This window comes from Actomonas aquatica (genome assembly GCF_019679435.2).
GTDB lineage: Bacteria > Verrucomicrobiota > Verrucomicrobiia > Opitutales > Opitutaceae > Actomonas > Actomonas aquatica.
Map to the genome: position 1 here is coordinate 4,311,690 of NZ_CP139781.1, position 20,926 is coordinate 4,332,615.

The 20,926-nt window shown below is 63.4% G+C and carries 14 protein-coding genes and 1 tRNA gene; 5 read left to right on the top strand and 10 right to left on the bottom strand.

What is annotated here, in order from left to right; all coding sequences use genetic code 11:
* Window positions 1–70 precede the first annotated feature (70 nt).
* Window positions 71–1,360, top strand: a complete 1,290-nt coding sequence (locus tag K1X11_RS16425) for an aminoacetone oxidase family FAD-binding enzyme (RefSeq protein WP_221031325.1) — start codon at window positions 71–73, stop codon at window positions 1,358–1,360.
* A 24-nt stretch (window positions 1,361–1,384) separates the two neighbouring features.
* Here the strand turns inward: K1X11_RS16425 and K1X11_RS16430 are convergent, their stop codons facing one another.
* Window positions 1,385–2,278, bottom strand: a complete 894-nt coding sequence (locus K1X11_RS16430; protein WP_221031326.1) for a CPBP family intramembrane glutamic endopeptidase — start codon at window positions 2,276–2,278, stop codon at window positions 1,385–1,387.
* 157 nt (window positions 2,279–2,435) lie between these two features.
* On the opposite strand from K1X11_RS16430, the gene K1X11_RS16435 reads away from it, so the two are divergent.
* Complete coding sequence (locus K1X11_RS16435; protein WP_221031327.1) at window positions 2,436–3,380, top strand: AEC family transporter; 945 nt, start codon at window positions 2,436–2,438, stop codon at window positions 3,378–3,380.
* Between the two features lie 201 nt (window positions 3,381–3,581).
* Window positions 3,582–4,334, top strand: a complete 753-nt coding sequence (locus K1X11_RS16440) for a TerC family protein (protein WP_221031328.1) — start codon at window positions 3,582–3,584, stop codon at window positions 4,332–4,334.
* A gap of 221 nt (window positions 4,335–4,555) precedes the next feature.
* Here K1X11_RS16440 and glgA read toward each other — a convergent pair whose 3' ends face one another.
* The 5 genes from glgA to K1X11_RS16465 all read right to left on the bottom strand — a co-directional run bounded on the left by glgA (window position 4,556) and on the right by K1X11_RS16465 (window position 10,934).
* A complete protein-coding gene (gene glgA, locus K1X11_RS16445; RefSeq protein ID WP_221031329.1) occupies window positions 4,556–6,037 on the bottom strand; it encodes a glycogen synthase GlgA in 1,482 nt (493 codons plus the stop codon).
* A 161-nt stretch (window positions 6,038–6,198) separates the two neighbouring features.
* Window positions 6,199–6,903, bottom strand: a complete 705-nt coding sequence (locus K1X11_RS16450) for an HAD family hydrolase (protein WP_221031330.1) — start codon at window positions 6,901–6,903, stop codon at window positions 6,199–6,201.
* Between the two features lie 93 nt (window positions 6,904–6,996).
* Window positions 6,997–7,395: a ribosome hibernation-promoting factor, HPF/YfiA family gene (gene hpf / locus K1X11_RS16455; protein WP_221031331.1), complete on the bottom strand. Its 399-nt coding sequence runs from the start codon at window positions 7,393–7,395 to the stop codon at window positions 6,997–6,999.
* 337 nt (window positions 7,396–7,732) lie between these two features.
* Complete coding sequence (hpf, locus tag K1X11_RS16460; protein WP_221031332.1) at window positions 7,733–8,119, bottom strand: ribosome hibernation-promoting factor, HPF/YfiA family; 387 nt, start codon at window positions 8,117–8,119, stop codon at window positions 7,733–7,735.
* Window positions 8,120–8,537: 418 nt separating this feature from the next.
* Complete coding sequence (locus K1X11_RS16465) at window positions 8,538–10,934, bottom strand: Tex family protein (protein WP_221031333.1); 2,397 nt, start codon at window positions 10,932–10,934, stop codon at window positions 8,538–8,540.
* Window positions 10,935–11,276: 342 nt separating this feature from the next.
* On the opposite strand from K1X11_RS16465, the gene K1X11_RS16470 reads away from it, so the two are divergent.
* A complete protein-coding gene (locus tag K1X11_RS16470) occupies window positions 11,277–12,584 on the top strand; it encodes a thymidine phosphorylase (RefSeq protein WP_221031334.1) in 1,308 nt (435 codons plus the stop codon).
* Between the two features lie 75 nt (window positions 12,585–12,659).
* Here K1X11_RS16470 and K1X11_RS16475 read toward each other — a convergent pair whose 3' ends face one another.
* Complete coding sequence (locus K1X11_RS16475) at window positions 12,660–14,141, bottom strand: methyl-accepting chemotaxis protein (RefSeq protein ID WP_221031335.1); 1,482 nt, start codon at window positions 14,139–14,141, stop codon at window positions 12,660–12,662.
* Between the two features lie 323 nt (window positions 14,142–14,464).
* Here K1X11_RS16475 and K1X11_RS16480 point away from each other — a divergent pair.
* Window positions 14,465–14,542, top strand: a tRNA-Val gene (locus tag K1X11_RS16480).
* Window positions 14,543–15,080: 538 nt separating this feature from the next.
* Here the strand turns inward: K1X11_RS16480 and K1X11_RS16485 are convergent.
* The 3 genes from K1X11_RS16485 to K1X11_RS16495 all read right to left on the bottom strand — a co-directional run bounded on the left by K1X11_RS16485 (window position 15,081) and on the right by K1X11_RS16495 (window position 20,783).
* Window positions 15,081–16,610 carry a P-loop ATPase, Sll1717 family gene (locus tag K1X11_RS16485; RefSeq protein ID WP_221031336.1) on the bottom strand — a complete coding sequence of 510 codons (1,530 nt, stop codon included), beginning with the start codon at window positions 16,608–16,610 and terminating at the stop codon, window positions 15,081–15,083.
* A gap of 481 nt (window positions 16,611–17,091) precedes the next feature.
* A complete protein-coding gene (locus tag K1X11_RS16490; RefSeq protein WP_221031337.1) occupies window positions 17,092–19,557 on the bottom strand; it encodes an MORN repeat-containing protein in 2,466 nt (821 codons plus the stop codon).
* Entirely contained in the window at window positions 19,554–20,783 is a 1,230-nt protein-coding gene (locus K1X11_RS16495) for a WG repeat-containing protein (protein WP_221031338.1), read from the bottom strand. Before K1X11_RS16495 ends, K1X11_RS16490 begins: the two co-directional genes overlap by 4 nt.
* Window positions 20,784–20,926 lie beyond the last annotated feature (143 nt).

Below are 20,926 nucleotides of genomic sequence, written 5' to 3' on the forward strand. Positions count from 1 at the left end.
CAAGGGGGGCGGCTGATCACCGGTGGGTTGCGTTCTGGGAGTGAGGCGGTGGAGTGAGGCTTTCGATTCCATGAACGAGACTTTCAAAATTGCAGTGATTGGCGGGGGCGCGGCGGGATTTTTTGCGGCGGTGCGGGCGGCTGAGGTCAATCCGGCGGCGCGGGTGGTGATCTTTGAGGCCACGGCGCATGTGCTGGCCAAGGTGCGCATCTCGGGGGGCGGGCGCTGTAATACGACCCACGCCTGCTTCGAAGCGCGCGAGCTGGTGAAGCGGTATCCGCGTGGGTCGCGGGAACTGATCGGGCCGTTCAACCGGTTTGGTCCGCGGGACACGGTGGCGTGGTTCGCGGCGCGCGGCGTGGAGCTGAAAACCGAGGCCGACGGGCGGATGTTTCCGGTGACGGACGACTCGAGCACGATCGTGGATTGTCTGCGGCGGGCAGCGAGCAGCGCCGCGGTGGAGGTGCGGGTGCGCACGCCGGTGGAGGCGGTGGAGGTGGAGGGCGGAGAGGCAGGGGGGATGTCGGGCGTAAAGCCCGACCCACAGGGCGCCTCGGGTGGGTTTCGCTTGGTGTTGCGGGATGGGGTGGAGCGGTTTGATCGGGTGATTCTGGCGGCGGGTGGGGGCAAGGCGGGCGGCGGGCATGCGTTGGCCGAAGGGTTGGGGCATACGATCGAGACGCTGGCGCCGTCGTTGTTTACCTTTCAGATCGAAGACGCGGTGCTGCGTGGGTTGGAGGGGCTGGCGGTGCCGGAGGCGGAGGTGAGTGTGCCGGGCACGAAGCTGAAGGAGCGGGGACCGGTGTTGGTCACGCATTGGGGGCTGAGTGGTCCGGGCATCCTGCGGCTGTCGGCGTGGGGTGCGCGGGAGCTGGCGGCCTGCGACTATCAGTTCACCGTGCGGGTGGCGTGGACGGGCGAGGCCAACGAAGAAAAGGTGCGCGCGGCGATTGCGGCCGGACGGGAATCGCTGGCGCGTAAGCAGCTCACGACGGCGAATCCGCTGGGCTTGCCGGGGCGTCTGTGGGACCGGCTGGTCGAGGCGGCGGGGGTGCCGGCCACGACGGTGTGGAATGCCTTGCCGAAGAAAGGGCTGAGCGCGCTGGTGCGGGCCGTGGCGGCGAGCGAGTTTGCCGTGACCGGCAAGAGCATGAACAAGGAGGAGTTTGTGACCTGCGGCGGCGTGCGGCTGAAAGAGGTCAACTTCAAGACGATGGAGAGCCGGCGGTGCCCGGGGCTGTATTTTGCGGGCGAGGTGCTCGACATAGATGGCATCACCGGTGGCTTCAACTTCCAGAACGCCTGGACCACCGGGTGGATCGCGGGAAGCGCGGCGGCGGAGGTGATCCCGGCGGAGTAAACGGCGGAGCGCGCCGATCGGAACCTACGCGGCTGAGGGGCAACCGGGTTTTGCCGCGGGTCGGGTGAGTTGATGAGTGGCAATCCAGCGCCAAAGGAGGATGGTCGCGGCACCGGTGATCACGATGTTGAGGATCGAATCCTCGGGCCCGAAGGCACCGCCGGTCAGCCAAAATGGACCGGCCGCATGGCTGATCAGCGGCGCGCTGTGGCGCCATTCCTCCTGACCGGAGAGAGGCACACCGGACAGGAAGATGGTAAGATTCCAAAAGGCGTGATTCAGCCCGGCGACCCAGAGGTTTCGTGCAAGGGCATACACGCCGCACCAAAATGCGCCAAGCAGGGTGACCGAAACGACCGTGAAGGGCGTGGTGCCGTCGTTGAGAAGGTGCAGGACGCCGAAGGCTCCCGAGGTCACCGCCATCGCGGTCCAAGTTCCGAGTGATCGCTCGAACGCGCGGAAGAGCAGGCAGCGAAACACCAGTTCCTCGATCACCGCCGCGGAAAGAATGGTGGCGGCCACCGGCGCGACCGCGCTGAAGCCGCGCCACGAATCAAGTTGGTAGACGCCGAGGGCGAACAGGCTGGCGATCGTGAGGGCAATCAGGCCTGAACCGGCGACCGCGCCGACCGCGATGGGGGCTGGATGGACACCGAGTTCCGTTGCAGTCCGTCGCTCCCACCAGCGAACGAAGAGTCCGTAGGCCGCGACGGCCGCGGCCAAGGAGCCGAGTGGTCCCACCACGGGGGACAAAGATTCAGGCCATCCCGGGAGCTGCTGCAGGAGGGGGAACAGCAAGCGTTTGAAGGTGAGGAGGACGGAGTAGACCGCCGACAGGCCGATGACGAAGCCGAGGAGAGGAAGGGTGAGGCGACGAAGCAGGTCGGCCGAGGAGTTGTGCGGGGGAGGGAGCGCCATGGCGGGAAAACACCTCCAGTCCGAAAAAGTCGCAGCCGGCGGAGGGAATTACGGTGATCGGCGAACGCATGAGTTGCGCGGAGTCGACGAAGTCATGCCCTCACGTTTCCGTGCTTCGCGATTGAGTTCGCGGCCGTTCCGGTGCGGTTTGGGCGCCGTGCCTTCGTATTTTGAGCTGCTAGCGTTGATTGTGCCGGTGTTCGCGTTGATCGCGATCGGGTCGGGTGCGCGTTGGGCGGGGTGGATTTCACCGGACGCCGACTCGAGTCTGATGAAGCTGGTGGTGAATGTGCTCTATCCGGCGTTGATTTTTGATGCGGTCTTGGGCAACGCGGCGCTGAGCGATCATCGCAATGTCTTTTGGCCGCCGCTGGTGGGGTTTGGCACGATGGTGATCGGCATCTTCGGATCGCTGGCGATCGGCCGCGCGCTCGGATTCAGCAAGGGGCACGGGTTGCGGACCTTCGCGTTTGCGGCGGGCATCTACAACTACGGCTACATTCCGATTCCGCTCATGACGGGATTGTTCGGCCAGGAGAGCATCGGCGTGTTGCTGGTGCACAATGTCGGCTGTGAAGCGGCGGTGTGGACGGTGGGGGTGATCGTGGTATCCGGAGTTTCGTTACGCGAGAGCTGGCGCAAGCTGGTGAGTGGTCCGGTGGTGGCGTTGCTGCTGGCGGCGGGCGGCAACCTGGTGGGGTTGGATGAAGCGATGCCGGAGGTGGTGCGCACGGTGATCAAGTCGGCCGGGGTGTGTGCGATTCCGCTGGGACTGATCACGATCGGCGCGACCTTGACGGAGTATCTGCGCAAACCCTCGCAACTGTTCTCGGCGCGGGTCACGCCGCTGGCGTGTGGCTTGCGGCTGTTGGTGTATCCGGCGGTGTTTCTGGTGTTGGCGAAGGTGTTGCCGATCAGTCCGGAGTTGAAGCGGGTGATGTTGGTGCAGGCGGCGATGCCGGCGGGCATCGTGCCGATCCTGATCGCGAAACACTACGGCGGGCAGCCGTTGACGGCGGTGCAGGTGGTGCTGGGCACGACGGCGGTGGGACTGGTGGCGATCCCGCTGTGGCTGCGGTTCGGGCTGGGGTGGGTGTTCTGACGGCCTTGGCCGTCACCCCTCTTTCTCTTTCCACTTTATCTTTATCTTTCTCGGACGGCGCGGAGCGCCGCCGGTGAATTGGGATTGGCGGGGAGGGCGGGCGGATACCGGTCGGGCGGGGATAAAGAGAAAGATAAAGAATAAGGATATAGATGAGATTCGGTTGGCGCGGATGGGGGCGCGTGGGCTTGATCGGGCGGTATGGAGTGGATTGCTGACCCGCAGATCTGGATCTCGTTGCTGACCTTGACCGCGCTGGAGGTGGTGCTGGGGATCGACAACATTATCTTCATTTCGATCCTGGCGGGGAAGTTGCCGGCGGAGCAGCAGGACAAGGCGCGCAAGACGGGGCTGTTGCTCGCGCTGGTGACGCGCATTCTGCTGCTGTTGAGCATTTCGTGGCTGATGGGGCTCACGAAGCCGTGGTTTGAGTTGCCGCTGCTGCACCATCCGGTGTCGGGCAAGGACCTGATCCTACTGGTCGGTGGTCTATTCCTGATCGGGAAGAGCGTGTTTGAGATCCATGAAAAATTGGAGGGCGAGGATGGCCATGCGACGGCGTCGTTGGGGCGGGCGACCTTTCAGGGTGTGGTGGTGCAGATCCTGTTGCTCGATGTGGTGTTCTCGCTTGATTCGGTGATCACGGCGGTGGGCATGGCCGATCACCTGTGGGTCATGATCGTGGCGGTGATCATCGCGGTGGGCATCATGTTGCTGGCGGCGAAATCGATCAGCGATTTTGTGAACCGGCATCCGACGCTGAAGATGTTGGCGCTGAGTTTCCTGATTCTGATCGGCGTGATGCTGGTGGGCGAGTCGCTCGGTCATCACATCCCGAAGGGCTACATCTACTTCGCCATGGCGTTCTCGTTTGGCGTCGAGATGCTCAACCTGCGCATGCGAGCCAAGAAGAACGCGGCACAGCCCGTGGAGCTGAATCAGCCGTATCGGTGAAGGCCGGCGGCTTTTGTTGTTACAGGAGGACGCAGAGAGAAACAGAGGCAGGAGCGGCGTGGGTTCTTTTTAACAGAAGGTAGCAAAGGGAGCGAAGCCACTCCGACGCCCACGCTGGGGCTTTACGTTGGATCGCCCTCTGTGGTCTCTGTGGCAAAAACCATCCTGCCACTCCGCCCGGCTTCGTTGGCTTCCTTCCCTTCTGTAAAATCCCCTGACGCTTATTCGCCGCGGCGGGATTTGATGGCCCAGCGGTAGGTGTCGACGTAGCGGCGGGCGCTGGCGCCCCAGCTGAAGTCGCGGGCCATGCCTTGGCGGCGCAGCTGGCGGTATTGGTCGGGGCGATCGTAGTAGGTCGCGTTGGCCCAGCCGATGGTGTTGTAGAGCGCCGGGGCGGAGGCGTCCTCAAACTTGAAGCCGGTGCCGGCGCCGGTCGTCTCGTCGAATTGATCGACGGTGTCCACGAGTCCGCCGGTGGCGCGCACGATCGGCGGGGTGCCGTAACGCATGGCGTAGAGTTGGGTGAGCCCGCAGGGTTCGGCGCGGCTGGGCATGACGAAGAAGTCGGAGCCGGCCTGGATGAGGCGTGCGAGCTTGGCGTTGAAGCCCACGTGCAGGCCGACGCGGCCGGGGAACTTGGCGGCGCAATCGCGGTAAACCGCTTCGAGCCCTTGGTCGCCGCTGCCGAGGATGGCGAACTGCACGTGCATGCGGCCGACGATGTGGGGCAGGGCTTCGGCGAGCAGGTCGAGACCCTTCTGCGTGGCGAAGCGCGAGACGACGCCGTAGAGCGCGATGTGCGGATCGATGTCGAGGCCGAGCTGTTTCTGCAGGGCGGCTTTGCAGACGGTTTTGCCGCCGAAGTTCTGGGCGGTGTAGGAACTGGGGATGTTGGGGTCGGCGGCCGGGTTCCACGAGGTGGTGTCGATGCCGTTGACGATGCCCATGAGGTCGGCGGCGCGGAAACGCAGCACGGGATCGAGGCCGAAACCGCCGGCGGGTTGTTTGATTTCCTCGGCGTAGGTGGGGCTGACGGTGGTGATCTTGGTGGCGTGGTAGAGCCCCGCCTTCATCATGTTGATCTTGCCGTGCGACTCGGTGCTGTCGGCGCGGAACTCGTTCACGGGCACGTGGGCAAAGTCGAGGGCGCGACGGTCGCAGTAGCCCTGGTGCTCGAGGTTGTGGATGGTGAACACCGAAGCGGTGCGGCCGAGCGGCGTGTTCTTGAGCGTGGTGTTGAGCAGGAGCGGCAGGAAACCGGTGGTCCAGTCGTGGCAGTGCACGACGTCGGGAATCCAATCGAGCTGTTGGCAGAGCGTGAGGGCGCCGCGGCAGAGGAAGATGAAGCGCAGGTCGTTGTCGGGGTGGTCGCCCCACGGGCCGGCGTAAACCTCGGGACGGCCGAAGAGGTGTTCGTGCTCGAGGCAATAGATGGGCACGGTCGACCCCGGCAGATGCGAGACCCAGGTGCGGCCCCAGTGGGCGGCGGCCCCGACATCGACGCCGAGCGGTTCGTTGCGGGCGGACCAGTCGTCGGAGAGCTTCAGGCTGCCGTAGGCCGGGCAGACGACGCGCACATCGTGGCCCATGGCCGCGAGATCCTTGGGTAGGGACCCCACCATGTCGGCGAGCCCGCCAACTTTGACGAAGGGCTCCACTTCGGGAGAGACGAACAGGATTTTGAGAGGCGCGTCGGCGGGCATGGAAAGGGACGGAGAGTCAGGGAGCTGGAGGCTGGTGGCTGCTGAAAGGCTGAAGACGAAATTAACCGCGAAGGTCGCGAAGAAAGGCGAAGCTAAAGGCAGCGTGGTTTTTGGCGGGAACGGATTGTCGTTAAGGGACTTCGGGCTCGGCGCGGTGTCTTTTAGGCTTGTTTCAACTGGTCGAGGAGGGCGGGGAGGTCGGTGATGGTTTCGAGCTGGTGGAAACGGGGACCGCTCGGTTCGCGGTCGGCGCGGTCGAGCACCCAGGTGTGCGGGTAAGGCACGTGAGCGGCGTGGGCGCCGAGGTCGAGGACGGGGAGGATATCACTTTTGACCGAGTTGCCGACCATGAGGAATTCGTCCCTCGCGATGCCGTGGCGGCGCAGGATGCGGTCGTAGGTGGCGGGGTCCTTTTCGGTGACCACTTCGAGGTCGGCGAAGTGCGGATCCAGCTGGGAAAGGTTGAACTTGCGGGACTGGTCGCGCAGGTCGCCCTTGGTGATGATGAGCATGTGGTAGCGACCGGTGGCGGCGATCTGGGCCACGGTCTCGGGCACGCCGTCGAGCATCTCGACCGGGTGGTCGAGCATGTCGTGGGCGAGGGCGATGATCTCGCGGATCTCCTGGGCGGAGATCTGGCCGTCGCTCAGGTCGATGGCGGTTTCGATGGCCGAGAGGGTGAAGCTCTTGATGCCGTAGCCGTAGCGGGCGAGGTTGCGGCGCTCGGTGGTGTTGAGCGTGTCGTCGACCTTGGCGGCGTCGTGATAGCGGGAGAGCAGTTCGCAGAGTTTGCCGTGAGTGGCGACGAACAGCGTCTCATTGTGCCAAAGGGTGTCGTCGGCGTCGAAACCGATGGTTTTGATCATTGGCGCAGCACCTTTGCGAGGGCGGCGCAGGGACGGAAGCGAAAAGACGGCGGGGGGCGCTGAGTGCCCCCGCCGACGGGGACGAAATCGGTCTTATGGCGCGATTGAGAGGTTGCTGGCGCGTTCCGACCAGTGAGGGGCGAGGGCTTGGCGCTGGCGGGCTTCGAAGGCGGTGGCGCGTTTGCGCAGGGCGCGGTCGAGGCGGGAGACCGCTTGGTTGATGGCTTTGTAAGCGTCGTCGGCGGAGGCCGAGGCGAAGAGGTCGGGGCCTTTGACCTCCACCCGCCCCTTGACCACAAACTGCTGATCGGCGGCGCGGGTTTGGTCGTGGATGACTTCGAGGTTGATCCAATCGATGCGGGGTTGGTGACGCAGCAATCGACCCGCTTTAAGCACGATGTGATGGCGCATCGCATCGGTGAGATGGAGGTGCACGCCGGTCGCCGAGAGGCGCTCGCCGAAACGGTGGAAGGATCGATCGGATGGAATCATAGCGCAGGCTGGGACGGCGGAAGCGGAGGTTTGGTTCGTTACAAAGGGGGCGACGGATTCAAATGCGTAAAAAGGGAACCAAGAGTGTCAGGCTGGGTGGCTGGGCGCTGGGGGCTGGTCGCTGGTGGCTGGTGGCTGGTGGCTGGGCGCTGGTGGGTTGGGTGCTGGGGGCTGGGAGCTGGTGGGTTGGGTGCTGATAGCTGACGGCTGAGAGCTTATAGCTGTGTTACATGTGAGGTGCGGGTGGGTGGTGGTATTCCTGGTGCAGTGGGCGCAAAAAAACCGGCCGCACGAAGGGTGCGGCCGGTGGGAGAGAGGGGAGATCGGACAGGACCGGTTAGTCGACCTTGGGCAGGTCGGCGTCGAGTTCGACGCCCGACGGGTGGTTGCGCTTGCTGAGACGATCAGTGGCACGCTTGCGCAGGAGGCGGTCGAGTTCCTTCACCGTTTTGTCGATGGCGGCGTAGGCGTCGTCGCCGGTTTCGCCGGCGATGCAGTCCGGGCCTTGGATTTCGATGCGTCCCTTGGCGGTGAACTGACCGTGGCGGGACTTGGTTTCCTGGTATTCGATATCGATGCGGACGCGGACGATCTGGGGCTCGTGGCGGAGGAGTTTGGTCACCTTTTCGCGGACGTGGGCCTTGATGGCGTCGGTCAGGTCGAGGTGGATACCGCTGATGATGAGCTTTTCGTCGAGAACTTCAGGGGGGATTTCTTGGATCATGGGAAAGGGGTTTAATTGCGAAGTGTTCGCGTTTGAGAACGCTTGCAACCTACCCGTGGTTGATCGGGTTGCAAGGGTTACAGGTGGGTTACGGGGACTGGGTGCTGGGTGCTGGTAGTTGGTAGCTGGGGGCTGGGGGGCATCCGCCGTCGCTCGGTGAGCTTTGGCGGACAAGGGGGGGGGAGCGGCCGAGACGGCCGCTGCTACAAGGGGGTTCTGAATGTAGCCGCGGGCGTGTCGCCCGCGTTCGTTGTGTGGGGATTCGGGATCGAGGGTTGTGTCGACTGAGGGGCAAGGACGCCGACGGGGGCGTCGGCGGTGCTGGTGCTGAGCGCTGAGTGCTGAGAGCTGAGCGCTGGAGGGGCCGACGTTGTCGGCGCTCCCTGGCTCGGAGGGTCGGCTGAAGACCGACCCTACGTTATTTCTTTTTGTTTAGCGCGGCGCTGAACCAGTCGCCGCCGAGGCTGGTGCCGAAGCTTTGGTTGCCGCGGTTGTTGCCGCCGCCACCCGAACGGTGGCCTCCGCCGTCGCGGCGGGGGCCGCCCGGGCCGCGGCGGTCGTTGCCGCCTCGGTTGCTGCCGCGATTGCCGCCGCCGCCGGATTTGCCGCCGAGCTCGGGGTTGCTGCGCATGCTCAGGGCGATGCGGTTGCGGGCGAGGTCGATGTCGGTCACGGTCACCGTGACCTTTTGGCCGGGTTTCACGTGCTCCGACGGGTCCTTCACAAAGGTGTCGGCGAGCTGGCTGACGTGCACGAGGCCGTCCTGATGCACGCCGACGTCCACGAAGGCGCCGAAGGCGGTGACGTTGGTCACGATGCCGGGCAGCTTCATGCCTTGTTTGAGGTCCTCGGGTTTGTTGACGCCTTCGGCAAAGGAGAAGGCTTCGAACTGCTGGCGCGGGTCGCGGCCGGGTTTGGCGAGTTCGGCGAGGATGTCCTTGAGCGTGGGCAGACCGACTTCGTCGGAGACGTAGGTCTCGAGCTTGATGCGGGCGCGGGCTTTGCCGTCGGCGATGAGATCGGCCACGGTCACGCCGAGATCGGCGGCCATGCGTTCGACGAGGGCATAGCGCTCGGGGTGCACGGCGGAGGCGTCGAGCGGGTGGGCGCTGTCGCGGATGCGCAGGAAGCCGGCGGCTTGTTCAAAGGCCTTGGGGCCGAGGCGCGGCACGTCGAGCAACTCGGCGCGGGACTTGAACGGACCGGCGGCGTCGCGGCGCGCGACGATGGCGGCGGCGGTGCTGCTGTTGAGGCCGGAGACGTAGGAGAGGAGTTGTTTGGAGGCGGTGTTGAGCTCCACGCCGACGCCGTTCACGGACGAGACCACGGTGTCGTCGAGGGAGCGTTTGAGGGCGAGTTGATCGACGTCGTGTTGGTATTGGCCGACGCCGATGGATTTGGGGTCGAGTTTCACCAGTTCGGCGAGCGGATCCATGAGGCGGCGACCGATGGAGACGGCGCCGCGCACGGTGATGTCGTGGTCGGGGAACTCCTCGCGGGCGACCTCGGAGGCCGAGTAGATGGAGGCGCCGGATTCGTTGACGAGGACCACGGGAATGGACGGCGGGAGTTTGAGGCCGCGCACGAAGGCTTCGGTCTCGCGGCCGGCGGTGCCGTTGCCGATGGCGATGGCCTGGACGTTGAAGTGTTGGACGAAGCCGCGGATCTTTTCCTCGGCCTCGATGCCGTGGCGGTCGGGGTAGATGACGTCGTGGTGGAGAAGCTTGCCCTGGGCGTCGAGGAGCACGGTTTTGCAACCGGTGCGGAAGCCCGGGTCGATGGCCATGACGGCGCGTTGGCCGAGCGGGGAGGCGAGGAGGAGCTCGCGGAGGTTTTCGGTGAAGACCTTGATGGCGTCGGCGTCGGCGCGCTTTTTGGAGCCGAGGCGCATCTCCGTTTCCATGGCGGGGAAGAGGAGGCGTTTGGCGGCGTCCTCGACGGCGAGGCGCACCTGTTGGGCGGCGGCATTGGCGGCGTCGCCGGTCACGTAGAGGCGGGAGAGTTCGGCGAAGGCGAGGTCCTCGTCGGGGAGCTGCACGCGCATCATGAGGAAGCCCTCTTTCTCGCCGCGGCGCATGGCGAGGATGCGGTGGGAGGGGGCCTTGGCGAGGGGCTCGGACCACTCGAAGTAGTCCTTAAATTTGGCGGCTTCGGCCTCCTTGCCGTAGAGGACCTTGGAGGAAACGGAGGCCTGTTCGGCGTAGAGCGTGCGCAGGGTGGCGCGGGCGTTGGCGTCGTCGGAGACGCGTTCGGCGAGGATGTCGCGGGCGCCGGCGAGCACATCGGCGACGGTCTCGAGGGTGTTGGTCTTGGTCTCGTGGGTGACAGAGGCGCCGACGAAGGGCGCGGCGGCGGCCTCGGGATCGAAGGACGGGTCCTGGGTCCAGAGTTGTTCGGCGAGGGGCTCGAGGCCGAGTTCCTTGGCGATGGTGGCGCGGGTGCGTTTCTTGGGGCGGAACGGCAGGTAGATGTCCTCGAGCTGGGTGAGCGACGTGGCGGCGTTGAGGGCCTTTTCGAGCTCGGCGGTGAGGAGGCCACGTTCCTTGAGGCCGGAGAGGATGGAGGCGCGGCGCTCGTCGATGGAGCGGAGGGCTTCGAGGCGGTCGCGGATGGTGGTGATGACGACCTCGTCGAGGGAGCCGGTGACCTCCTTGCGGTAGCGGGCGATGAAGGGGACGGTGGCGCCCTCGGCCAGGAGTTGGGCGGTGGCGGCTATCTGCGCGACCGGCAGGTTGAGCTCGTCGGAGAGCTGGAGCACGTGCTCGGCGTTGGGGGTGGGAGCGGAGGACGAGGAAGCGACCGGGGAAGAAGACATGTTGGCGAAAAAGCGTCCGAGAACAGACCCTCAGCGCAGCGCCGCAAGGGCGAAATGGGGGCCGAGGGGCAAGGCCGAGGGGCAGGACTTTTTTTTAACCACGGATGAACACGGATGGCTTACTCCTTCGCCAAGGCTTCGGCGCACAAGTCGCCTACCGGCTACTCACTGAAACCCACTCACCCTGAATTTTCTAATAACCAGACCGGGTTGGCTTGGAGGCGGAACGGTAGTGGAGCCCATTGGTGTCCATCCGTGGTTAAAAAAAACGGCGGTGCGTCAGCCCTCGGGTTTCCTGCGTTTCCTTCTGTAAAATTGGCCGTTTCGGGGCAGGGTGGGGGTATGTTTCCACAGCATGTGATTGCGCGTAAGCGGGATGGGGCGGTTTTGAGCGAGGCCGAGATTCAGGCCTTTGTGCGCGGTGCGACCGATGGGTCGTGGGCCGACTACCAGCTGACCGCCATGTTGATGGCGATCTACCTCAATGGCATGACCGCCGAGGAGACCGCGGCCTACACGCGGGCGATGATGAACTCCGGCGTCGTGGCCGACCTCTCCCAGGTGAAGGGCATCAAGGTCGACAAACACTCCACCGGTGGCGTGGGTGACAAGGTCTCCCTGCCGCTCGCCGCCATGGTCGTCGCCTGCGGTGTGCCGGTGCCGATGATCAGCGGACGCGGCCTCGGCCACAGCGGCGGCACGCTCGACAAGCTCGAGTCGATCCCGGGCTTCAATGTGAACCTCTCGCTCGAGGCCTACCGCGAACAGGTCACGCGCATCGGCTGCGCCCTCATCGGGCAGACCGCCGACCTGGCGCCCTCGGACAAAAAACTCTACGCGCTGCGCGACGTCACCGCGACGGTCGAGTGTGTGCCGCTCATCTGCGGTTCCATCATGTGCAAGAAGCTCGCCGAGGGCATCGATGGCCTCGTGCTCGATGTGAAATACGGCCGCGGCGCCTTCATGAAGGAGATCGACCGCGCCCGCGAACTGGCGCACGGCATGGTTGAAATCGGCCGCGAGATGGGCAAGGACGTGCGGGCGCTGATCACTGCCATGGACCAGCCGCTGGGTCGGGCCGTGGGCAACGCTGTCGAAGTCGCCGAGTCCATTGCCTGCCTGAAGGGCGAAGGTCCGGCCGATCTCATGGAAGTCACCTACGCGCTCGGCGTGGAGATGTTGCTCATCGGGGGCGCGGCCAAGGACGCCGACGCCGCCCAAGCCATGCTCGAAGGCGTGGTGCATAGCGGCGCGGCGCTGAACGCGTTTCGCGCGGTGATCGAAGCGCAGGGCGGCAACGCCGAAGTGTGCGACGACCCGGATGGTTTGCTGCCGCGCGCCGCCCAACGCGTGCCGCTGCAGGCGCTCGAAGCCGGCGTGGTGCAGGATGTCGACGCCATGGCGGTGGCCCTGGCTGCGCTCAAACTCGGTGCGGGCCGGGCGCGGGCGGAGGACGCCGTCGATCACGCCGTGGGCATCACCGATCTGGTGAAGATCGGCGAGACCGTGGAGAAGGGGCAACCGCTCTGCGTGGTGCACGCCAACGACGACGACACCTGGGCGGCGGCCGAAGTGATGTTGCGTGACGCGATCGTGGTGGGCGAAGGCGCGGCCAAAGCCCCGCCGCTCATCGTCGAGCGCATCGGCTGAGGCTGAGGTGGAGGAAAGGATCGACGCCAGCACCGACGCGGCGTGGTGCGGCTAGGTTTGGTGCCGACGCTCCGCTCAGGCAGCCATCAGCGGTTGTTCGACCTTGCGTTCGGTCGAGCGGACAGCCGCGTGGCTGGCGGACGGTGAGGGGCCGGCGGCGGCCTGGTCGGACACGCCGCCGAGATCCTGCAACATGCGGGCGTGGCGGGAGAGCACGACGCTCTTGGCGGAGAGTTCCTCGGCGCTGGCGGCGCCGGTTTCGGAGACGGCGGTGATCTGGTGAATGGCGTGATTGTTCTCACGGGAGCGCAGCACTTCCGTGCGCAGGGTTTCGACCTGGCGGGCGCATTCCTCGGCTTGGGAACGGGCGAGATCGGTGAGGCCGCGGGCGTGCTCGTCGATGACCTCAAACACGTCGTGGATTTTTTGGCCGATGGCGGTGCAGCGGCGGGTGGTCTCGATGGAGTGGGTGATCTTGGAGGCGGACTCGGCGGCGGCGGTGGCGCTGCGGCGGGCGAGCTGCCGCACCTCGTCGGCCACGACGGAGAACCCGGCTCCGGCCTCGCCGGCGCGGGCGGCTTCGATGGCGGCGTTGAGGGCGAGGATGTTGGTCTGGAAGGCGATCTCGTCGACGGTCGCGAGGATGCGTTGAATGTCGTCGGAGGCGGTGGACAGCTCGTTCATGCCGGAAACGAGTTCGCCGACATCGCGCTGGGCCTGTTCGGTGCGCTCGTGGGTGGAGCTGGCGGAGTCGGTGATGTCGACGGTGCGTTTCTGGTAGGTCTCGGAAATGCGGCTCACGTCGGTCAGCGCCTGGCTGTTGGCGTCGGCGGCGGCGCTGAGCTGCGTGGCGTAGGAAGCGAGCTCGGACGTGCTCTGGCTGGAGGATTCGGCGTTGTTGCGAATCTCGTCGGCCTCCTGCACGAGTTCGGCGGCGAGGTCGCGCAACGGGTGGACGACATGGCGGCGAATCAGAAAAGCGGATACAAGGCAAAGGGCGCAGCCGAGGCCGGCGGCGGACCAGAGGATCTGGGTGACGCGGGCGAGTTTGGCGTTGGCGTGGGCTTCGAAGAGACCGACGGCGGCGTTGGAGGTTTTGAGCAGCGGCACGTTGTCGGCGAGGATGGTGGTGAGGGCGGCCTCGCGTTGGGTCGTGGTGCTGTTGGGCGCCAGCAACTGGTCGACGGCGGCGCTGAAGGGCGTCCACAGGCTGCGCACCTCGTCGAGGGTGGTCACGATTGCTGGCGACGTGGCGGCGGGCAGGTGAAGCTCGGCATCGCCGTCCCGCAGGCCGAGGAGGCTGCGCTGGAACAGATCGCGGTTGGCGGCGAGGGAGGTGGCGATGGCCTGGTCGGCGTAGGCGTTGTGGGCAAATTGGAGGGCCTCTTTGCTCATGCGTTGGCTGAGCATGCGTTGGCGGCCGGCGACATTGATGACGGTGGCGTCGGCGCGGTTGGCGCGCAGGGAGTATTCCACGGTGCCGGCGCAGGCGAGGAAGCCGACGGCGAGCAGGAGCAGTTGTGGGAAGATGCGTCGTGAGACGGATTTGGTTTTCACGGCGATAGAGGGTGGACGGGAGGGAAGAGGGAGGGACGTGGAGAGCGTTGGTCGGAGGCAGGCTACGGCACGCAGTAGAAATGCTTAAGCGCGGTAGAACCCGGTTGGTTCAAATCGGGGGTTATCCCGGTGGGCCTTTGGGGGGCAGTCCTCACGCGGTTGCGTTGTTTTGGGAAAGTGGCCGCTGGGAGTGGGGGAGCGGTGGCTGGAGGGGGAGGGCGAAGAAAACGAGCTGAAAAGTGGGCTTGATTTGCGCGAATGGCTTGTTCAGCGTGCCCGACCCTCACCAGAGGCTTGCCCGTAGTGGCAGGTCGGATGGAAACGGGCGCATAGTCTCAGTTGGTTAGAGCGCTTCCTTCACACGGAAGAGGTCACAGGTTCGAGTCCTGTTGCGCCCACCATCCTTCGCTCCTGAAGGAGCTACGGCTTGGCCAAGCCACCGATAATCCGAATTATTTCGGTGCCCGCCGAAGCCCAACGGGCTGATGAAGGAGGACTTGGCACGATTCGAGGAGCGTCGAGCTAACGCGCCGTCAGCCAGTAGAGTTGAACCGCGAAGAACGCGAAGAAACGCGAAGGCTTCAACGAGAGTGAGAAATGCAGCTCACCAGCTCCGATGTCGCCGACAGGGCATCCCGACTGTTTCGCGACCGAATGCCGGAATGTAGACAGGTGACGACATGACCCCTTCCGGCTGCCGGTCGACTCGGCTCGTCAAGAGTCAAGACCTGACGTCTTCCGCCGACCTTCAGCCAGAAGAGTTGAAGCGCGAAGAAACGCGAAGGCTTCAATGGGAGTGAGAATTGCAGCTCAGCAGCTCCGATGTCGCCGTCAGGGCATCCCGACTGTATTGCGACTGAATGCCGGAATGTAGACAGGTGACGATATGACCCCTTCCGGCTGCCGACCCCTTCCGGCTGCCTGACCCCTTTAGGCTGCCTATTTGTGGAATCCGTTGAACGCCTTTCCTTGCTTAATTCCCATTCCAAATCGAAATACAAAAGGTATAATATAGGAGCTGCTTCGTGGGCGCTTTTGCAGGAAACCGATGGCCACGAGGTCATCAACAATGATATTCCATTTGGACCCTAGTAGAGACTCAAGAGAGTGTGCATTGTGCTCGGCCTTTGTGTGCTCGAACTTACTCATGTGTGGCCAGAATTCCGGGAATTCGGCTTCGAGGTAAGTTCGCCTCTTTTTGCTCGATAGTTCTCTGAGGCCCTCTTTCAAGGCTTGTGAGCCAAGCAGGCTTTCTTCATTGATTCCGTCTTTGCGTATGTGCTCGATCTGTTTGGTTATGGCGGCGGCTAATAGGTCGATAATGTCGCGAGGTGTTACGACGCCTCTTCCGTCCTCGCAGTGGTGGTAAAGCCAGTCAAGTGTTGTAGACTGGTTCTTTCCCCGGACAACCTGCTTGGGGAACAGCCGATCAAAAACGCGCTTCAAGTGGGGGGCGTCGTTCTCACTTATTAGTTGTTTGTTTCCTCCGCAGAATTGCCGGACTCGTGGGTCTTGGCAAAATCGCTTTATAATTAGTATTTTGAGGTCCTCGGCTGACCAGCGTAATGACGGCGCTCGTCGAGATTCTATGTGTGAGAGCGCTGTGAATCCTTCGCCTTTGAGGAGGACGTTTTCGAATATATCATCGCGAATAAAAAGTTTAATTCGAATGTCTTGAGAAGGGAAGTTTCTCGTGGTTCTCAAGAGGGCTCGTAGAGCCGTTCGTTCGAGTTTTGTGCGACGTGGGAAAACCTCATCTAAGCGATCGAGTAGTATCCAGAGCCTAAGGTTTGCTGCTTTTAGCAGGCGAAGTAAACTTGAGTGTATGTCGTGGAGAAAAATGGGCGAACTCGTAGATTCATTTTTGCTTTTTTCGTTCGGCTGGCAGGGCTCAATTGTAAGTGCGGAAATTGACTCTCCACTTGGCGAATTGGATATACTAAGTATATTTAGCTTTATTGTTTTCAGGGCTAGTTGCGCAATCTCCCTGAATGATCTGCTGTCTGTAAGTTCCGGGATGCATGCTCGTCGACAGCGATCTTGGAAATCTTTGGCTTCGACTCTGGCTTTCGCGAGTTGCTCAGAAAATTCGCTGTTTTTAACAAAGTGTTCGTTGATTAGTGCTACGATGTATACTCTCCAGAAATTTTCGAACTCCAATTCATTTAGGCCCTCAAAATTTTTTCTAAATGCGAGGAATACGGGGTCTCCGGAAGCTTCAACACCTGTGAGAATCGCTGTATTGCTCGTTTTTAGCATTACAGGCTTTAGAAATTCCGAAACGAGCCGGTATAGTGCTGTTTTTCCGGATCCTTTAGGGCCGGAAACCAAGTCGTAGCGGTCGCGAAATAATCCGTTGAATACGGGCGTTTCTACGCGTGCTTCATATAGCATGATGTCGTTTTCGGCAACGCCTGCGCCGAGGTCTATCTTTTCCAGTATTTTGATTATTTCAGCAGGGCTAATCATGGCATTAGGATTCTGGGTGTGCCTGATTTTGGCGTTATTTTGGCGATTTAGGGAGATCGGTTTTAACCTGGTCCAGGTGGCTGTGAGCATTGCTTCCGGACAATGCTGGAGCAGGATTGGACGCGGTCCTATTAACAAAAGGGGGTAGATGTTCGAAACGGAATTGTTCTAGAAATTGCGAGTGTAAATCTTTTCGAGGGAGGTGCAGGGCGTGCTGAAGACGCCAAGTCTCGACTAGCAGGGTGGCCGGAGGCGGTGAACCGCGATCATTTCGTCAGATGTTAATAGGCGTCGGTGGCGACCTAGTTTTCGGACGGCGGGGCGGTGATGCGGTCTGGAGTCGATGGATCGATCGGGAGCGGGCTGAAGGGCAACGGGGTGTCGGGGCGTAAAGCCCCTCCTACAGGTTTTTTGCAGGGGGGGCTTCAGCGTTGGTAGCGCGAATGGCGTCGCGCGAGGGGCGGCTTTGGCCGGGGAGTGCCTATTGGTAGGCGATGATTCGGTAGCGTGAGCTTTGGGCGCAGTGCACGACGTAGTAGATGTTGGCGGATGGGGAGATGTGGTCGAGCAGGGTGATATCGAGCAGGCGGGGTTTGTCGGGATCGGCTGTTGCGTCGCCGATGAACGCGTTGAGGACACCACCCCTCATGGAAAACCGATACTGGCCGATGTCGCCGTTGTAGCCTCCGATGTATTCCACGATCACCGGCTGGCTGCTCTTGCCGTCGAGGTCCTCGATGATGAGGCCGAAGGCGCTGTTCGCCGGAATGCGGTGGGAACGCCCCGTGAAGGTTGCGGTGTAAAGCACGTTGCGCCGGGGCGCTTTCCGCTGGGTGGCGGCCCGCTGGCGGGCTTCGTTTCGTTTGCGGATCTCTTCGTTGCGCCGGTCGATGGCGGCCAGTCGCAGCCGTTCCTTCTCGATCTTCTCGGCCAGCAGCTTCGCGCGCTCCTCGCGTCGGCGCTCGAGATCCTCGACGAGGAATGCGGAATAGAGCTGGCCGCTCTCCGTGTAGCGCACGTCGTCCTGATAGTAGAGGGTCTCCTCCTCTGCCTCGCCGGTTCGCTTGAGGAAGGGGCCCTCGCGTCTGCCGTTTTCGAAGCGCCCGCTGATGGTGATGGGCGGGGCCGTCTGCCCGACAAAGGGGCGCATGGCGCCTTTGCCGTGGAAGCGACCGTTTTTGAAACCACCTTCATAGAGGCCTTCGTAGTCGTATTGGCCGATGCTGAAGTGGTCGGCCGAGCCCATCAGGGCGATGCCTTCGCCGTTGAGGCAGTTGCCTTGGAGGCAGTCGTTGACGGCAAGCTGGAAGGCGCCTCGCTTGGCGGCCGCGACGCGGGAGACACCCGCGGGCAGGACGAGGGTCTTGGTGTAGGCGGGAATGCCGGCGTGGAGCTCGAAGGCCTTGATCTCGCCGTTGGGCAGCGACAGTTCGCCGTAGCCCTGGGCGAGGCCATCGACGAAATGGCCGGCGTAGGTCCCCAGCCCCGGAAGCTCGAGGATGCCGTCGCCGTTCTCACAATCGCCGGAAAGCGGGCGCCCGAAACGGGTCGCGAAGGGGGTCTTGATGACGAAGCCGTCGCCCTGGCCGGGAGGCTGGTGGTGGAGCCAATACTTCTCGATCTCCATCACGAGTTCGCCCGCTTCATATTCCTGGAACAGATAGGGGAGGAGCATGACCTCGTCGGCGGCAGTGAAGTAGGTGTCCTCGGTCCGGATCGAGTCGAGGGTATCCGCGCCGGAAAACTGGTAGGAGATGCCGGGGCCGTGGCGCACGCCGTCCTTGAACCAACCGATGTAGGCGGGGAGGGGATTTTCCGCCGGGTCGCTATGGCGCATGAACTGCCGCCCCCAGCCCTCGGGCCGGGCCTCGCGGAAGTGGCCTTCATACCAAAAGGGAGCCTCCGTATCGAGATAGCGAATACGGGCGTAGCCGTCGACGCAGTCCCCGGTGAGGCAATCCACGTCGACGAGCTGGGGATGGGCTTCGACCCGGGCGCGCCAGGCTTCCTTGACGACCTCGAGGACGAAATACTCCCGCCCGTTGTGCTGTCGCTTGACGAGTCGCTTCGCACGCCCCTGGGGTGGGAGCGCGGACCAGCGGCGGTTATCTTGCTGGATCGTCCATCCTTCGGCGCGCAGGAGGTTCTCGATCTCGGGCAGGGGCAGGTTGTAGGGGGCGAACCCGTATTTGGGGGCGAAGAAGATCTCCAGTTCGTAGCGCATCGGGCTGGTCGAGTGGAGGAGGAGAAAGGGTTCGGCCGCCGCGGGATTGAGGACGGAGGCGGGGAGCCGGAAACGGTCGGGATCGTCGGTCGGAATGCGCAGGTCGCGGAACTCCGAGTCGGCCGCGCGCAGGAGGTCGAGCAGGACCTGTTGGCCTTCCGCGGTGGACCACGCGGGCGTTGCCGTGGCGGGCGGAGCGGGGGCGTCGTCGGCGGTGGCCGGCGCGGTGGTGGGCAGTTGGGCGACCTCGGCCGTTCCGGGGCCGGTGTATTCGATCTGGAGGTGCACCGTGTCGGCGCCGTCGAGGTTCTCCAGCGCGAGGACGACGCGGGTCACGCCGTCGTCCTGCGATCGGGTGAAGGTGTCCGATCCATAGAAGAACGTGCTCTCGGTCTGTTTCTCCCATGCGGGGAGCAGGGCGGAAAGACGGCCGCGGAGTTGCTGGAACGTGTTGTGCAGTGGCCTGCGCCCGGACGCATCGATCACCGCGAGCTTGAACGAAGCGACGTAACGCGCCTTTCCGTTTCGGCTCTCGCCAGCGAACGGCAGGATCTCTTCGCCGTTTGCAGAGCCCGCCATCCCGTGTTTCGCGAAGGCCGAGTGGTAGCCGTTGGGCGCATCGGCGATGTAGTCGGAAATCAACTGATCGAGTCCGTCGGCGAGCAAGCGCAGGGGCAGCAGAAACAGCGCGAGGAGCGTGCAGAAGGAGGAGGGGCGCATCATGGGAGGTCCTGCTTGAGTTCGAGGTAGGCGGCGTAGGCCTCGGCGTCGGCCACGCCGGACTTGGAGGAGAAGATGACCGCGCCCTGCGCGTTGAGGACGACCGTTTCTTCCTTCTCGCTCAAGGCGGAGTTCATGCTGAGCTCCGCCCAGCCGCCACTGGGGGTTACGCGAGCCTCAAAAAATCGTCCGCCGACGAGTTCGACTCCGCTGTATTTTCGCGGCGGAATGACTTGTTTGCCCGCCTCATTGTAGACGGCCAGACCCGGAGCCCGCACCCAGAGAAAACCTCCGTCCACCGTGAAACTGTTGTATTTAAATTCCGGTGACAGAAAGACGGTGCCAGAGGCAAAGGAGAAGACGCCGAAGCTCATCTCGTCCTGGCGCGGAGTGGGACCGAGCTCCTCGAGGGGGTAGTTCAAGCGGCTGACCAAGAGGTAGCGCTCGTCGAGCGGTTCGATGCTGAAATACGTTTCCGGAATGACCTTGTTCAACTGGGTATCCAGAGCCCCCGTTTTTTCGGTGCCGAGGGAAACGGGGTAAAAAGTGCGGATGGTATCCAGCGGGTGGTCCGCGTCGAATTTTCCGGTCCAGGGGCCGATGGACTCATAGATGGCGGGAACCCGTTCGGCGCCCTCGCGATCGACCATGCCCCAGCGGCTGTTTTGTTTCACCCGGGCCAGGCCATTGGCGTCGAACGCCTCGATCTCTTCATAGGCCGGCGGCACGACGAACCGGCCGCTGCGGTCCACGACGCCCCAGTAGAAGTCCTTCGCGACGACGGCGTGGTCTGGGTGGTCCCCCGTAAAGGCGCCGGGTTTGATGGCCTCGTAGTGGACCGGCAGCACCTCGGTCCCATCGGATTGGTAGAGCCCCCAGAGCCCGCCGGCTTGCACCCGAATGGAATTCACGTTGCGGGCATCCACCTCGTCGAAGGCAAAGGGCAGGAGGATCTCGTGGCGCTTGTTGATCAGGCCGACTTTGCCATCGAGCGTCGCCACCATCGCGTCGGTGAAGAAATAGATCGGTCGTTCGTAGATCACGGGGATCACTTCCCGTCCGCTCTCATCGATGAACCCATGGCGACCGTCTTTTTCGGCCGGGGCCACCCCCTTAAAAAAGGCACCGACTCGGTCGAAGGCATCGAGGGCTGCGTTCTGGGCTGAGGCGAAGGGTAGAAAGCTGAGCAGGAAAACCGCGCTCAGGCGAATGAGTCGTGCTGGATGCATGCCGTGATGAGGAATGGGAGTGAAAGTGTTGCGTCGGGGTCCCCCGGCGGAGCCTCAAAACGTTCGCAACGTAAGAAGCGCCCGCGAGATGAAAAGTCCCCGCTGGCTACGACGTGCGACCGGAACAGGCATGAAGATGGGGC